This is a genomic window from Mesorhizobium sp. LCM 4576 (assembly GCF_001854815.1).
Taxonomy (GTDB): Bacteria; Pseudomonadota; Alphaproteobacteria; order Rhizobiales; family Rhizobiaceae; genus Mesorhizobium; species Mesorhizobium plurifarium.
Genome location: NZ_MDDT01000004.1, coordinates 56,782 through 72,244, shown reverse-complemented (window position 1 = coordinate 72,244; position 15,463 = coordinate 56,782). Strand labels below are relative to the sequence as shown.

The window sequence follows — 15,463 nt, the reverse complement described above, 5'->3', positions numbered from 1 at the left end:
TCGCGTCGCTCCGCCCTAGAATGACGACGTTGCGAAGGCTCCGGCCAACTGCGAACCTATCATGACCGCAAAAAATGTAAGCCCCATCCCTGCTTTGCAGACGGATGGGGCTTCATGGATCTGAAATCCAACTTTAGCCGGGAGTGGACTGCCGGCGTTCTGTTTCGGATGCAACGCGGCATTCAGCCGACGATCCGACTATCGTCTCTGATTGTAGGGAATCGGCAAGTCACGGTTTGTCGGGCTGGCGTTTCAAGTCTGCCCTGGCACTTATGCCCGCCGCGGCTCCATCTCCGTGTGGAGCCTCAAGGGACTGTCCGGTGGCGTCATGCTCCGCTCCTGGGTCCGTTGCGACAATGTCGTTCGAAGCGCAAATCGCTATCGCCTGCGGCGTCTCGCAGGCCGCCTGTTGGGCGGCGAGGCCATCGAAAGACGGCCGGCTTCGTTGACGGTTTTGAGACTGCTCCCCTGGGTCCGCGACGTCAACCGTCGATAGCCGGTTACCGAAAAATGTGATCGGCAGGAGGTTACGTACGGGTAAGCCGAGTGGCCCTGTGGATCAATGGGACGGGATCGGCGGCACTTGTCTCCACGGCGCCTGGCGCGATTGTTTCCACAGCGCTTTGTCAGGAGCGTGTTCGGCCTTTGTTCTTTCCGCTTGCCCGCTCGCGCGAAAGGCGGTTAAACCCAAGATAGGCTTCTTCCGTCGAGATTGTGGCGTCTCTCGACGCGGCGGCAAAACAACCTACATATAGGATGGCCGGGACGAACCCGCCCAATCCAGCAAATTCCAGATCTGAGGCGGCGACCGGCGATGGCCGACCAAAAATACCTTTCCATTCGCGGGGCGCGCGAACACAATCTCAAGAACGTCGATCTCGACCTGCCGCGTGACAGCCTGATCGTCATGACGGGGCTGTCCGGCTCCGGCAAGTCGTCGCTCGCTTTCGACACCATCTATGCCGAGGGCCAGCGCCGTTACGTCGAAAGCCTGTCGGCCTATGYGCGGCAGTTCCTCGAGATGATGCAGAAACCRGACGTCGACCAGATCGACGGCCTGTCGCCCGCCATCTCGATCGAGCAGAAGACCACCTCGCGCAACCCGCGCTCAACGGTCGGCACCGTCACCGAAATCTACGACTATATGCGCCTGCTTTTCGCGCGCGTCGGCATCCCCTATTCGCCGGCGACAGGCCTGCCGATCGAGAGCCAGACCGTCAGCCAGATGGTCGACCGCGTGCTGGCGCTGGAGGAAGGCACACGTCTCTATCTGCTGGCGCCGATCGTGCGCGGCCGCAAGGGCGAATACCGCAAGGAACTGCTGGAGCTGCAGAAGAAGGGGTTCCAGCGCGTCAAGGTCGACGGCGTCTTCTACGAGATCGCCGACGTGCCGGCGCTGGACAAGAAGTACAAGCACGACATCGACGTGGTCGTCRACCGCATCGTCGTGCGCGGCGATCTGGCGACCAGGCTCGCGGACTCGATGGAGACCGCGCTGAAGCTCGYCGACGGACTGGCCGTGGCCGAGTTCGCCGACCGGCCGCTCGACGCCAGCCTGACCGGCGAGGATTCGGTCAACAAGTCGAAGAACGAGACGCATGAGCGCATCCTGTTCTCGGAAAAGTTTGCGTGCCCGGTCTCCGGCTTCRCCATTCCCGAGATCGAACCCAGGCTGTTCTCCTTCAACAACCCGTTCGGCGCCTGCCCGACTTGCGATGGCCTCGGCAGCCAGCGCGCCATCGATCCCAACCTCGTGGTGCCGGACGAGAACGTCTCGCTGCGCGACGGCGCCATCAGCCCGTGGGCGAAGTCGACCTCGCCCTATTACGCGCAGACGCTTGAGGCGCTGGGCAAGGCCTATGGCTTCAAGCTCGGCGACAAGTTCAAGGATTTGAGCGCCGCGGCTAAAGAAGCCGTGCTGCACGGCACCGGCGAGCGCGAGATCACCTTCCAGTATGACGACGGCCTGCGCTCCTATAAGACCACCAAGACGTTCGAGGGCRTCATCCCCAATCTCGACCGGCGCTGGAAGGAAACGGAATCGGCCTGGATGCGCGAGGAGATCGAGCGCTTCATGTCGGCCACCCCCTGCCCCGCCTGCAACGGCTATCGCCTGAAGCCGGAAGCGCTGGCAGTGAAGATCGCCGGCAAGCACATCGGCGAGGTCACCGAGCTGTCGATCCGCAAGGCCGACCAATGGTTCACCGACCTGCCGGCGCAGCTCAACGAGAAGCAGAACGAGATCGCGGTGCGCGTGCTCAAGGAGATCCGCGAGYGGCTGCGCTTCTTGAACGATGTCGGCCTCGACTATCTGACGCTGTCGCGCAATTCCGGCACGCTGTCGGGCGGCGAGAGCCAGCGCATCCGGCTCGCCTCGCAGATCGGCTCGGGCCTCACCGGCGTGCTCTATGTGCTGGACGAGCCGTCGATCGGCCTGCACCAGCGCGACAATGCGCGCCTTCTCGATACGCTCAAGCACCTGCGCGACATCGGCAACACGGTGATCGTCGTCGAGCATGACGAGGATGCCATCCTGYATGCCGACTATGTCGTCGACATCGGCCCCGCCGCCGGCATCCATGGCGGCCGCATCATCGCGCAGGGCACGCCGCAGCAGATCATGGCCACGCCCGCCTCGATCACCGGCAAGTACCTGTCGGGCGAGCTCGAAGTGACGACGCCGGAAGTGCGCCGCGAAGCCAAGAAGAACCGGCGCATCAAGGTCGTCGGCGCGCGCGGCAACAATCTGAAGAACGTCACGGCCGAGATCCCGCTCGGCACCTTCACCTGCGTCACCGGCGTGTCCGGCGGCGGCAAGTCGACCTTCCTGATCGAGACGCTGTTCAAGGCGGCCTCGCGCCGCATCATGGGCTCGCGCGAGCATCCGGCCGAGCATGACCGCATCGAGGGGCTGGAATTCCTCGACAAGGTCATCGACATCGATCAGTCGCCGATCGGCCGCACGCCGCGCTCCAACCCGGCGACCTATACCGGGGCCTTCACGCCGATCCGCGACTGGTTCGCCGGCTTGCCGGAAGCGAAGGCGCGCGGCTATCAGCCGGGCCGCTTCTCCTTCAACGTCAAGGGCGGCCGCTGCGAGGCCTGCCAGGGCGACGGCGTCATCAAGATCGAGATGCACTTCCTGCCCGACGTCTACGTCACCTGCGACGTCTGCCACGGCAAGCGCTACAACCGCGAGACGCTCGACGTGCTGTTCAAGGGCAAGTCGATCGCCGACGTGCTCGACATGACGGTCGAGGAAGGCGTCGACTTCTTCTCGGCGGTGCCCGGCGTGCGCGACAAGCTGGAGACGCTGAAGCAGGTCGGCCTCGGCTATATCCATATCGGCCAGCAGGCGACGACGTTGTCGGGCGGCGAGGCGCAGCGGATAAAACTCGCCAAGGAACTGTCGCGCAAGGCGACCGGCAAGACGCTCTACATTCTCGACGAGCCGACCACCGGCCTGCATTTCCACGACGTCGCCAAGCTGCTCGAAGTGCTGCACGAGCTGGTCGACCAGGGCAACACGGTGGTGGTCATCGAGCACAATCTCGAGGTGATCAAGACCGCCGACTGGGTGCTTGATCTCGGCCCAGAAGGCGGCGACGGCGGCGGCGAGCTGGTTGCGTCCGGCACCCCGGAAGCGATCGTGCGCGAGAAGCGCAGCTACACCGGCCAGTTCCTGAAGGAGCTTCTGGAGCGGCGCCCCGGAGGCAAACGCGAAGCGGCCGAGTGATGGCAGGACACGGCCTGATCTCCGTCGAAAGCCGCTTCCGCGTCGGTGAAACCATCGACCGGCTGGTCGAGACGGTCACCAGCGCGGGATTACGCGTCTTCGCGCGCATCGACCATGCTGCCGGTGCRCATGAGATCGGCGCGCCGTTGCGGCCAACCGAATTGCTGATCTTCGGCCATCCGAAGGGCGGCACGCCGTTGATGCAGGACCATCAGCTTGCCGGCATCGACCTGCCGATCAAGGCGCTGGCCTGGGAAGACGAACAAGGCAAGGTCTGGCTGTCCTACAACGACGCGCGGTGGCTAGCAGAGCGCCATAGCCTCGGCGACACCAGCCGCGATGCCGTCGCGGCGATTGCCGCCGGCCTGAAGAAGGTTGTCGCGGCCGCTGCCGGGGTGGACCAATCATGAGATTGGCCCGCCCCGACGATCTCGTCGCCGTCGTCGCGCTGACTGCGGATGCCTATGCGCCGTACACACCCATCTTCGGTGGGCCGCCGGTCCCTGTCACCGAGGATTACGCRCCGCGGATCGAGCGCAGCGAGGTCTGGCTGCTGGAAGAAGGATCGGAACTAGCCGGATTGATCGTCCTCGAACGTCATCCCGACCACGCCATGATCTTCAGCGTCGCGGTCGCACCGGCTTTCCAGGGCAGGAAGCTCGGCATCAAATTGCTCGACTTCGCCGACGAGCAGGCGCGGTCGTGGGGCGTGCCGGAGGTGCGGCTCTACACCAATTCGCGCATGGAGCGGAACATAGCGCTCTATGCAGCCTACGGCTATCGCGAAACGGGTCGCCGCGCCAATCCATACCGGCCGGGATGGACCCTGGTGGACATGGTGAAGCCGGTCGACCTAACCGCATTTTGAACGGAGGAGGAAGACGATGACTGCCCAAGGAAAAATCCGCTCCGGCATGGGCGGCTGGACTTTCGAGCCCTGGGATACCTCCTTCTATCCGGAGAAGCTCGCCAAGGCCAAGCAGCTGCACTACGCCAGCCGGCAGGTGCCGAGCATCGAGGTTAACGGCACCTATTATTCCAGCTTCAAGGAACCGACTTTCGTCAAATGGGCCAACGACGCGCCGGACGATTTCGTCTTCTCGCTCAAGGGCAACCGCTTCGTTACCAACCGTCGCGTGCTCGGCGAGGCCGGCGAATCGATGATGCGCTTCCTCGGCTCCGGCGTCGCCGCGCTCGGCGAGAAGCTCGGGCCGATCCTGTGGCAGTTCGCGCCGACCAAGAAATTCGACGCCGACGATTTCGAAGCGTTCCTGAAGCTTCTGCCCGAAAAGCAGGACGGCGTGCCTCTGCGCCACGCGCTGGAAGTGCGCCATGACAGCTTCATCGTGCCGGAATTCCCGGCGCTTGCGCGCAAATACAAGGCCGCGATCGTCTATGCCGACCATGCGAAATATCCGGYGATCGCCGACGTCACCGGCGACTTCGTCTACGCACGCCTGCAGACCGGCAGCGACGACAACCCCGACTGCTACACGCCGAAAGGCCTCGACGAATGGGCGGCGCGGGTGAAGACCTGGGCGGAGGGCAAGCAGCCCGCCGACCTGCCGCGCGCCGACCCTAAGACCGATGCGCCGGTCAAGCCGCGCGACGTGTTCGCCTACTTCATCACCGAAGGCAAGGTGCGCGCCCCGTTCGGCGCCATGGCGCTGATGAAGCGGGTCGCGAACTGACAAGGGCAAACCCCGCAATCTTCGCGGCGATCGTAACGTAATCGATACTTCCTTGCTGCACTAATGGACCTRCGTCAGGTTGCAGAAGCCCGGCGCCGGCAAGGACGCGTGCATGCTGCTCGACTACAATTCATTGCTTCTGGCCGTCGGCTTCTCCGCCGCTTGCCTCAGCCTCACCCTGTTCGGAACCTGGATGGCCGCCCGTTCCGACAAGTTCCTTTTGACCTGGGCAGTCAGCGTGCTGGTCGTGGTGTGCGAAGTCTTTGCCTACGACGCCTATATCGCAAGGCCCGGAACGGCGCTCGGCGTGCTGACGCTGGCGCTGCTCCTGCTCGGCTTCTCCGTCATGCTGGGCGCCGCCCACCAATTCAGGACCAGGCGCTCGCCTTTGCCGCTGATCGCGCTCGGCGCCGGCACTTCCTATGCTCTCGCGCTCCCGCCCATGGCCCATGGCTATGACGGACTGGCCTTCATGCTGGAAAACGCCTTGGCAGCCCTGCTCCTGTTCGGAACCGCCTATGAATATTGGCGGGGCCGCGCGGAAGCGCCCGTCCATCTCATCGGCGTGGCGCTGCTTTACTCGCTGACCGCGGCGTCCTTCGTGCTGTGCGCGGCCGTGCTGGCATGGGACGGCAAGCTCGTCCTCGGCCATGCGCCGAGCAACTGGGCGGAGGATCTGAGCCTCGTCATCGTCATCGCCTCCATGACCGGCATCGGCGCATTGTCGCTGGCGCTCAACCAGGGGCGGCACGCCCGCCATCATCAGCGCGAGGCGCAGACCGACGCCTTGACCGGCTTGCTCAACCGCCGCGCTTTGTTCGACCTGCACGGCAAGGCACCGGTCAGCGCTTTCACGGCGGTGGTGGTGTTCGACCTCGACGGCTTCAAGGCGATCAACGATCAGTTCGGCCACGCCGCCGGCGACGAGGTGCTGAAGGTCTTTGCCCAGGTGCTCTCCGCCGACCTGCGTCCGAATGACTCCGTCGCCCGCATGGGCGGCGAGGAATTCGCCATGGTGCTGAGGCGCACCTTGCCCGAGACGGCCGAGGCGACGGCCGAACGTGTCAGGGCCGCCTTCGCCGCGCGTACCGTCGAGACGGAGACCGGGCCGTTGCGCTGTACGGTCAGCGCCGGCTTCGCCTTCGGCAGCAGCGATGGCATGAGCTTCGACAAGGTCCTCAGCRCCGCCGACAAGGCGCTCTATGCCGCCAAACGCGGCGRCCGCAACCGCGTGCTCGACTTCCGCCGTGCCGGGTGACCTTTACGGCCCCGCGCTCGCCCTCAGTGGTGGGCGATCACTTCGTTGAAGGCGTCGAGATCGACGTAGAAGACCTTGGTCATTTCGCCCAGCAGATCGTCCTCGTCATAGCCCTGCGACATCAGGATGTTGATCGCCGTCATGATATCGTCGCGATCGGTGAGGCGCCGCTTCTGATAGTCCTCGACAAAACGTTCCATCGCCGTCCCCTGGCACGAATCTTTTGGACGCGTTGACCGACAATCACTGCAGGGAAAGCTAGRCAGGCTTGCTTGCGTGGAACTTGCGGGCGGTGTCCGCGCRCCTTCCCCTTCATTCGCGACTGATACGGAAAGCGGCCGACTCACCAAGGCCAAGAAAAGACTAGCATGTGGTATTGAGCACGCCAGAGCGCTCAACAACTTCGTCATCCTTCGGCGCAACGACGCGAAATGGAGCGAAGACCCAAGGATCCATTCCGTTACTTCCGAGCGTCATTTACGGTGTAGAGTTTGGAATGGCGACGACCCAGGCTACACTGTCAGGAACTTGCGCACATCCGCCCTATCGAGGTCTTCCGCCGGACCCGTATGCACGATCTGGCCGCGATCCATGATGTTGACCTCGTCGGCAAGCTCGCGGCAGAAGTCGAGATACTGCTCGACCAGCAGCACCGCGATCCCCRCCTGGTCGCGCAAATAGCGGATGGCGCGGCCGATATCCTTGATGATCGAGGGCTGGATGCCTTCGGTCGGCTCGTCGAGCACCAGGAGCTTCGGCCGCATCACCAGCGCCCGCCCGATGGCGAGCTGCTGCTGCTGACCGCCGGACAGGTCGCCGCCGCGGCGGCCGAGCATCTGCTTGAGCACCGGGAACAGCTCGAAGACATGGGCAGGGATATTGCGGTCTGCGCGCCGCAAAGGCGCGAAGCCGGATTCCAGGTTCTCGCGCACCGTGAGCAGGGGGRAAACCTCCCTGCCCTGCGGCACGAATGCGATGCCCGACCGGGCGCGATCATACGCCGCGCTCCGGTCGAGCGCCTTCCCCTCGAAGGCAACGCTTCCGCTCGTCAGCCGGTGGTGGCCGACGATGGATCTCATCAAACTGGTCTTGCCGACGCCATTGCGGCCGAGCACGCAGGTGATCTTGCCGGCGCCCRCCTTCAGCGAAACGCCGCGCAGCGCCTGGGCGGCGCCGTAATGCAGCGTGGCGTTGGAGACTTCGAGCATGGTCAGCCTCTCCTCCAGCGCTTCAGGAAAGAGAAATCGAAACGGTAGAACGGAACACGCCAGACCATGCTTCACCGCCCCAGATAGACTTCGACGACGCGCTCGTCCGCCGAGACGAAATCGAGCGTGCCTTCCGACAGCACCGAGCCTTCATGCAGGCAGGTGACCTTGACGCCGAGCTCGCGCACGAAATGCATGTCATGCTCGACGACGACCACCGAATGGTCGCGGGCGATGTCCTTGAGCAGGCGCGCGGTCTCCTCGGTCTCGGCATCGGTCATGCCGGCGACTGGCTCGTCGACAAGCAAAAGCTTCGGGTCCTGCGCCAAGAGCATGCCGATCTCCAGCCATTGCTTCTGGCCGTGGCTGAGATTGGCGGCGAGCTCGTCGCGCTTGTCGCCGAGACGGATGACGCCGAGGATGTCGTCGATGCGCCGCGTCTCGGCCGCCGAGCGGCGATGGAACAGCGCCGGGAAAATCGAGCGCGGGCCTTTCAGCGCCAGCATCAGATTGTCCTCGACGCTGTGGCTCTCGAAGACCGTGGGCTTCTGGAATTTGYGGCCGATGCCCATCATGGCGATCTCGGCCTCGTCATGCCGGGTGAGATCCACCTGGCCGTCGAAGAACACCTCGCCTTCGTCCGGCCGTGTCTTGCCGGTGACGATGTCCATCATCGTTGTCTTGCCGGCGCCGTTGGGGCCGATGATCGCGCGCATCTCGCCTTTGTCGAGCACCAGCGACAGGTTGTTGATGGCGCGAAAACCGTCGAAGGAAACCGAGACGCCGTCGAGATAGAGGATGGTGTTCGATTTGCTCATGATCGTTCACTCCGCCGGCTGCGGTTCGGCGCCGGCAGCGGACCAGGCGCCCGGTGTCCTCGCCGCCGAGCGCACGATCTTCGGCTCCGGCGCGTCAGGATCGACCCCGGCCTCGGCGCCAAGCGAAGCCGCGCGCAGCGCCTTGGCCTGGCTGCGCCAGCCGTCCCACATGCCGACGATGCCCTTGGGCAAAAGCAGCGTGACCGCGACGAACAGTCCGCCCAGCGCGAACAGCCAGAATTCCGGCAGCACGCCGGTGAACCAGGATTTGCCGGCATTGACCAGCAGCGCGCCGAGGATCGGGCCGACGATGGTGCCGCGCCCGCCGACGGCGGTCCAGATCACCACCTCGATCGAGTTGGCCGGATCGAATTCGCCCGGATTGATGATGCCGACCTGCGGCACGTAGAGCGCGCCGGYGATGCCGGCCATGATTGCCGAGACGGTGAAGGCGAACAGCTTGACGTTCTCGGCCCGCCAGCCGAGGAAGCGGGTTCGGCTCTCGGCATCGCGCACCGCCATCAGCAGCTTGCCGTATTTGGAGCGCACGATCGCGGCGGTGACGAAGACGGCCAGCGCCAGAGTGACGGCGCTGGCGGCGAACAGCGCCGAGCGCGTCGCGTCGGCCTGCACGTTGAAGCCCAGAATATCCTTGAAGTCGGTCAGGCCGTTGTTGCCGCCGAATCCCATGTCGTTGCGGAAGAAGGCGAGCAGCAGCGCATAGGTCATCGCCTGGGTGATGATCGAGAGATACACGCCGGTGACGCGGCTACGGAAGGCGAACCAGCCGAAGACGAAGGCGAGCAGGCCCGGCACCGCAAGCACCATGAGCGCCGCAAACCAGAAATGATCGAAGCCGTACCAGAACCAGGGCAGCTCCTTGTAGTTCAGGAACACCATGAAATCAGGCAGGATCGGATTGCCGTAGACGCCGCGCGAGCCGATCTGGCGCATCAGATACATGCCCATCGCATAGCCACCGAGCGCGAAGAAGGCGCCGTGGCCAAGCGAAAGGATGCCGCAATAGCCCCAGACGAGATCGAGCGCGAGCGCGAGCAGCGCGTAGCACAGATATTTGCCGACCAGCGCCACGATGTAGGGCGGGATATAGAAGCCGCTTTGCGGCGACACCGCGAGGTTGAGCAGCGGCACGATGATGGCGGCTGCCAGCAAAGCGAGGATGGTGACGGCGATCCGGCGGTCGGCCGAAARGAAGCGCTGCGCGATCATGCTTCCACCGCCCTGCCCTTCAGCGCGAATAGGYCGCGCGGGCGTTTCTGGATGAACAGGATGATCAGCACGAGCACGACGATCTTGCCGAGCACCGCGCCGGCATAGGGCTCGAGGAACTTGTTGACGATGCCGAGCGAGAAGGCGCCGACCAGCGTGCCCCACAGATTGCCGACGCCGCCGAAGACAACGACCATGAAACTGTCGATGATGTAGCCGCGGCCGAGATTGGGCGAGACATTGTCGATCTGGCTGAGCGCCACGCCGGCGATGCCTGCGATGCCGGAGCCGAGCGCGAAGGTCAGCGCGTCGACCCAAGGCGTCCTGATGCCCATCGAGGCGGCCATGCGCCGGTTGGCGGTGACGGCGCGCATCTGCAGCCCCCAGGGCGTGCGCTTCATGACGTAGAGCAGCACCACGAACACGGCGAGCGCGAACACCAGGATCCACAGCCGGTTCCAGGTGATGGCGAGCTGGCCGACATCGAAGGATCCCGACATCCATGACGGGTTGCCGACCTCCTGGTTGGTCGGTCCGAAGATGGTGCGCACCGCCTGCTGCAGGATCAGCGAGACGCCCCAGGTGGCCAGAAGCGTCTCCAGCGGTCGGCCATAGAGGAAGCGAATGATGCCGCGCTCGATCGCCAGCCCAACCAGCCCCGCCACAAGGAAGGCGAGCGGCAGAGCGATCACCAGCGACCAGTCGAACAGGCCGGGAAACGAGGTGCGGATCACCTGCTGGACGACGAAGGTGGTATAGGCGCCGAGCATCACCATCTCGCCATGCGCCATGTTGATGACGCCCATGACGCCGAAGGTGATGGCAAGCCCGATCGCCGCGAGCAGCAGCACCGATCCCAGCRAAATGCCGTACCAGATGTTCTGGCCGGCATCCCACAGCGCCAGCGTCGAATTGATGCTGCCGATGGCAGCCGTTGCCGCATCTTTGACCGATCCCTGCGAACTCGCCTCGACCGAGGTCAGCAGCGACAGCGCATCGCGATCGCCGCGCGCCGCAATAACCGAGATCGCCGCCAGCTTGTCGGCTTCCGGCTTATCGGAAACCAGCACCGACGCCGCGCGAGCCTGCTCGAACAGCGTCTTCACCGCTGGTTCCGTCTCTGCCGCTATCGCGGCGTCGAGCGGCTCGATATTCGCTGCATCGGGCGTCTTGAACATCGTCATCGCCGCGGCAAGGCGCACGCTTGCATCCTTGGCGCGCAAGGTCAGCGTGCCCAGCGCGTCACGGATCGTGYGGCGCAGACCATTGTTGACCTTGATCTTTGTCAAATCGGCCTTGGCGGCATCGGCCACCTTCTCGCCGCTCAGCGGATCRAGCAATTCGATGCCGTCTCCCGCTTCCTTGCCGACGAAGACCTGGGAGTCGCTCTTGCGGATGTAGAGATTGCCGTCGGCCAGCGCCGAGAGCGGGCGCTCGACGGCCGGATCGCCGCTGGCAGTCAGCTCGCGCACGACGGCCTCCGTGGCCGAGAAACCGCTGGCGGCCGCGAATTTGGCGATCGTCGCGCGCAGGTCGGCCTCGGCCGCCTTCGACGGCAACAAGCTCGCCATCGTCAGCAGAAACATCAGACCAATTGCGCGCAGCAGCAGCATTGTCGTCTTCAAGCGGCTTTCTCAAGCAATTCCGGGAAAAGTGCGAAGCGGTTTTCCGTCCGAAATTGCGCAAACCAGGTTTCGGTGACCTTGCCCGGGCGGGTCGAAGAACCTGCCCGGGCAGTTGTCCCGGATCGTGGGGCCACTCCGCGATCCAAGAGACCTTGGAAGCCTGGATCTAGGTCCAGGCCGGGATCAGTTGGTGCCCTTGCCGCCGCACTTCCCCGTCTTGACGTTGAAGTTGCCGCAACTGAGCGGCGCCCGCCAATCGGAGATCAGGTCCTTGGAGTCCGGCAGGTAGTCCGACCACTCGTCGCCCATGACGAGGCCGGGCGTCTGCGAGACGGTCTCGAACTGGCCATCGGCCTGGATCTCGCCGATCAGCACCGGCTTGGTGATGTGGTGGTTCGGCATCATCGTCGAATAGCCGCCGGTCAGGTTCGGCACCGAAACGCCGACCATGGCGTCGATGACCTTGTCCGGGTCGGTGGTGCCGGCCTTCTCGACCGCCTTCACCCACATGTTGAAGCCGATGTAATGGGCTTCCATCGGGTCGTTGGTGGTGCGCTTGTCGTTCTTGATGAACTTGTGCCAGTCGTCGATGAACTTCTTGTTCGCCGGCGTGTCGACGCTTTCAAAGTAGTTCCAGGCGGCGAGATGGCCGACCAGCGGCCCGGTGTCGAGACCGGCGAGTTCCTCCTCACCGACCGAGAAGGCCATGACCGGGATGTCTTCGGCCTTGATGCCCTGGTTGCCGAGTTCCTTGTAGAAGGGCACGTTGGCGTCGCCGTTGACGGTCGAGACCACGGCCGTCTTCTTGCCGGCCGAGCCGAATTTCTTGATCGCCGAGACCTCGGTCTGCCAGTCGGAGAAGCCGAATGGCGTGTAGTTGACCATGATGTCTTCCGCCGGCACGCCCTTCGCCTTCAAATAGGCCTCGAGGATCTTGTTGGTCGTCCGCGGATAGACATAGTCGGTGCCCTCGAGCACCCAGCGCTTCACCGAGCCGCCATCGGCGCTCATCAGATAGTCGACGGCCGGAATGGCCTGCTGGTTCGGGGCAGCGCCGGTGTAGAAGACGTTGCGCTCGCTCTCCTCGCCCTCATACTGGACGGGATAGAACAGGATGTTGTCGAGTTCCGAGAACACCGGCAGCACCGATTTGCGCGACACCGAGGTCCAGCAGCCGAACACAGCCGCGACCTTGTCCTTGGAAATCAGCTCGCGCGCCTTCTCCGCGAACAGCGGCCAGTTGGATGCCGGATCGACGACCACGGCTTCCAGTTTCTTGCCGAGCAGGCCGCCCTTGGCGTTTTGTTCATCGATCAGCATCAGCATGACGTCYTTCAGCGTCGTCTCCGAAATCGCCATGGTCCCCGACAGCGAATGGAGGATGCCGACCTTGATCGTGTCCTCAGCCGCCCTGGCGGAAGCAGACGCCAGCAGACCGGCCGCGACGACGCCCGCCGACAGGATTTTTGTTATTTTCGCGAAGTTACCMCTCATATGACACACTCCCAAGCGTGATTGTTTGCATCGCAATATTAGCGGTGCAAGCGACGTGCCAGACGGGAATGYGCTCAACGAAATTTCGGGATAACGAAGCGATTACAACCGGTTATCCGGCAGCCGGGAAACTTTTCGCATCCGCTGCGATGCAGCGGACTGAGAAAAGTTTACGCAACACTGCCTAGATTTTACCCAAATGGTAAAAATGCCCAAACTTTCATCATACCGGCAAAAGCAGCCTGATCAGCCCTGTTGCGGGCCCATGGCAAAATGGGGCAAGGTCGCCGCGCAAACGAGCAACGTCATGGCCCTGCGCACGATCCTGACCTTCCTGCTTCTGATGTCCGCCGCCGGCGGCGCGCGCGCCGATTTTGCCGACGGCAAGCTGCCGGACGGCGCCTATCACTGCGAGGTCTACCTGCTCGGCCTGTTCCTTGACCTCGGCGTGATCACCATCAAGGGCAGCCTCTATAGCGGTCCGGTAACCTTCGGCGCACCGCCGCCGCCTTACAATTACCAGATGAACCCCAATGGCGAGATCACCTGGCTTGGTCCGCTCGGCGGCTACACAAGCGGCGGCAATTCGATCTCAATGACCCAGGCGACGCTGGACGACCCGAGCGGCCCCTCCTTCGACATCATCATGAAGCAGCAGGACGGCGCCTTCACGGCCTCGACCTGCACCAGAAGATAGCCCGCAGGTTCACATAAAAAAGGCGCGGAACCCTCACGGGTCCCGCGCCAGCAGGCAGTCGGGAGGTCAAATAGTTTTGGCCGACATTTGCGCGGCGATGTAGTCGGCCTGGCGGATCGCCAGCGTCACGATGGTCAACGTCGGATTTTCCGCGGCGCCGGTGGTGAACTGGCTGCCGTCGGAAACGAACAGGTTCTTGATGTCGTGCGACTGKCCGTGCTTGTTGACGACGCCGTCCTCCGGCTTCTCGCTCATCCGGTTGGTGCCGAGATTATGGGTCGAGGGATAAGGCGGCGTCGGGAAGGTCCTGGTCGCGCCGACCGCGGCATAGAGCGCCTGGCCTTGGCTGTAGGCATGGTTGCGCATGGCCTCGTCGTTGGGATGGTCGTCGAAATGGACGTCGGCGATCGGCATGCCGTGCTCGTCCTTCTCATTCTTGTGCAGCGTGATGCGGTTCTCCTCGCGCGGCATGTCCTCGCCGACGATCCACAGGCCCGCCATATGGTCATAATGGTCGAGCGCCGTGGTGAAAGAACGRCCCCAGCCGCCCGGGTTCAGGAAGGCCGCCATGAACGGCAGGCCGAGCGACAGCGTCTCCATCTCATAGCCGCCGACGAAGCCGCGCGACGGATCGTGGCGCGCCTCGTCGCGGATGATGCCGGCCATGGTGGTGCCGCGATACATGTGCACCGGCTTGTCGAAGATGGCATAGACCGAGCCGGTGGTGTGGCGCATGTAGTTCTTGCCCACCTGTCCCGACGAGTTGGCAAGCCCGTGCGGGAATTTTGACGATTCCGAATTGAGCAACAGGCGCGGGCTCTCGATCGAATTGCCGGCGACCGCGACGATGCGGGCCTTCTGCTCCTGCAGCTTGCCGTCCTTGTCGGCATAGACGACGCCGGTCACCTTGCCTGAAGCGTCATGGTTGATCTTGATCGCCATCGAGTTCGGCCGCACCTCCAGATGTCCGGTCGCCTCGCCCTTCGGGATCTCGGTGTAGAGCGTCGACCATTTGGCGCCCCATTTGCAGCCCTGGAAGCAGAAGCCGGTCTGCTGGCAGGAATTGCGGTCGTCGCGCTCGACCGAATTGATGGCCATGTTGCCGGTGTGGCATTCCTTGTAGCCGAGCTTGTCGGCGCCGGCCTTGAGCACCTTGAAATTGTTGTTGCCCGGCAGCCGCGGCCAGTTGTTGGTGCCGGTCACACCCATCTTGGCCTCGGCCTTGGCGTAATAGGGCTCCATCTCGGCCAGCGTCACCGGCCAGTCGAGAAGGTTCGCGCCCTTGACCTTGCCGTAAGTCGTGGCCGCCTTGAACTCATGCTCCTGGAAGCGCAGCGAGGCGCCCGCCCAATGCGTTGTCGAGCCGCYGACCGACTTGACGATCCAGGCCGGCAGGTTCGGGAAATCCTTGGCGACGCGCCAGTCGCCCGAGGTGGTCCGCTTGTCCTTCCAGGCGAGCTGGGCGAAAGAATCCCACTCGTCGTTGATGAAGTCCTCGTATTCGTGGCGGGCGCCCGCCTCGAGGATGACGACGTCGATGCCTTTCTGCGCGAGCTCGTTGCCGAGCGTGCCGCCGCCCGCGCCTGAGCCGATGATGACGACCACGCCGTCATTGTTGAGATCAAATGAAGCTGCCATGGTTTCCTCCCATGAAATCTGTCGAAAAGCGGTTCAGGAGCAATTCCAGGAAAAGTGCGTAGCGGTTT

General features: G+C 63.7%; 13 protein-coding genes. 6 read left to right on the top strand and 7 right to left on the bottom strand.

What is annotated here, in order from left to right; translation table 11 throughout:
- Window positions 1-814: 814 nt before the first annotated feature.
- The 5 genes from uvrA (at window position 815) to LCM4576_RS00500 (ending at window position 6,685) form a co-directional block, all read left to right on the top strand.
- The gene (gene uvrA / locus LCM4576_RS00520; protein ID WP_071029682.1) at window positions 815-3,736 is read left to right on the top strand and encodes an excinuclease ABC subunit UvrA; all 2,922 of its coding nucleotides are present in this window, start codon (window positions 815-817) and stop codon (window positions 3,734-3,736) included.
- The gene (locus LCM4576_RS00515; RefSeq protein ID WP_198540185.1) at window positions 3,736-4,146 is read left to right on the top strand and encodes a DUF302 domain-containing protein; all 411 of its coding nucleotides are present in this window, start codon (window positions 3,736-3,738) and stop codon (window positions 4,144-4,146) included. The genes uvrA and LCM4576_RS00515 overlap by 1 nt, the downstream gene beginning before the upstream one ends.
- Entirely contained in the window at window positions 4,143-4,604 is a 462-nt protein-coding gene (locus LCM4576_RS00510) for a GNAT family N-acetyltransferase (protein WP_071029678.1), read from the top strand. Before LCM4576_RS00515 ends, LCM4576_RS00510 begins: the two co-directional genes overlap by 4 nt.
- Window positions 4,605-4,620: 16 nt before the next feature.
- Window positions 4,621-5,427 (top strand): DUF72 domain-containing protein, encoded by an 807-nt coding sequence (locus LCM4576_RS00505; protein ID WP_071029676.1) that lies wholly within the window; start codon window positions 4,621-4,623, stop codon window positions 5,425-5,427.
- A 112-nt stretch (window positions 5,428-5,539) separates the two neighbouring features.
- The gene (locus tag LCM4576_RS00500; protein ID WP_071030106.1) at window positions 5,540-6,685 is read left to right on the top strand and encodes a diguanylate cyclase; all 1,146 of its coding nucleotides are present in this window, start codon (window positions 5,540-5,542) and stop codon (window positions 6,683-6,685) included.
- Window positions 6,686-6,708: 23 nt separating this feature from the next.
- On the opposite strand, the gene LCM4576_RS36710 is transcribed toward LCM4576_RS00500, so the two are convergent.
- From LCM4576_RS36710 to urtA, 6 genes are all read right to left on the bottom strand, one after another.
- Window positions 6,709-6,885: a hypothetical protein gene (locus tag LCM4576_RS36710; RefSeq protein ID WP_164772243.1), complete on the bottom strand. Its 177-nt coding sequence runs from the start codon at window positions 6,883-6,885 to the stop codon at window positions 6,709-6,711.
- Window positions 6,886-7,197: 312 nt separating this feature from the next.
- On the bottom strand, window positions 7,198-7,893 hold the full coding sequence (gene urtE, locus LCM4576_RS00495) for an urea ABC transporter ATP-binding subunit UrtE (protein WP_071029674.1): 696 nt from the start codon (window positions 7,891-7,893) through the stop codon (window positions 7,198-7,200).
- A gap of 71 nt (window positions 7,894-7,964) precedes the next feature.
- Window positions 7,965-8,711, bottom strand: a complete 747-nt coding sequence (gene urtD, locus LCM4576_RS00490) for an urea ABC transporter ATP-binding protein UrtD (RefSeq protein ID WP_071029672.1) — start codon at window positions 8,709-8,711, stop codon at window positions 7,965-7,967.
- Window positions 8,712-8,717: 6 nt separating this feature from the next.
- Window positions 8,718-9,941: an urea ABC transporter permease subunit UrtC gene (urtC, locus tag LCM4576_RS00485; RefSeq protein WP_071029670.1), complete on the bottom strand. Its 1,224-nt coding sequence runs from the start codon at window positions 9,939-9,941 to the stop codon at window positions 8,718-8,720.
- The gene (gene urtB / locus LCM4576_RS00480; RefSeq protein WP_071029668.1) at window positions 9,938-11,554 is read right to left on the bottom strand and encodes an urea ABC transporter permease subunit UrtB; all 1,617 of its coding nucleotides are present in this window, start codon (window positions 11,552-11,554) and stop codon (window positions 9,938-9,940) included. The genes urtC and urtB overlap by 4 nt, the downstream gene beginning before the upstream one ends.
- A 195-nt stretch (window positions 11,555-11,749) precedes the next feature.
- Window positions 11,750-13,060, bottom strand: a complete 1,311-nt coding sequence (gene urtA / locus LCM4576_RS00475; protein WP_071029666.1) for an urea ABC transporter substrate-binding protein — start codon at window positions 13,058-13,060, stop codon at window positions 11,750-11,752.
- Between the two features lie 307 nt (window positions 13,061-13,367).
- Here urtA and LCM4576_RS00470 point away from each other — a divergent pair, with 307 nt between their 5' ends.
- Window positions 13,368-13,757 carry a hypothetical protein gene (locus LCM4576_RS00470; RefSeq protein ID WP_071030104.1) on the top strand — a complete coding sequence of 130 codons (390 nt, stop codon included), beginning with the start codon at window positions 13,368-13,370 and terminating at the stop codon, window positions 13,755-13,757.
- A 66-nt stretch (window positions 13,758-13,823) separates the two neighbouring features.
- Here LCM4576_RS00470 and LCM4576_RS00465 read toward each other — a convergent pair whose 3' ends face one another.
- Window positions 13,824-15,395: a GMC family oxidoreductase gene (locus LCM4576_RS00465; RefSeq protein ID WP_071029664.1), complete on the bottom strand. Its 1,572-nt coding sequence runs from the start codon at window positions 15,393-15,395 to the stop codon at window positions 13,824-13,826.
- Between the last annotated feature and the right edge of the window lie 68 nt (window positions 15,396-15,463).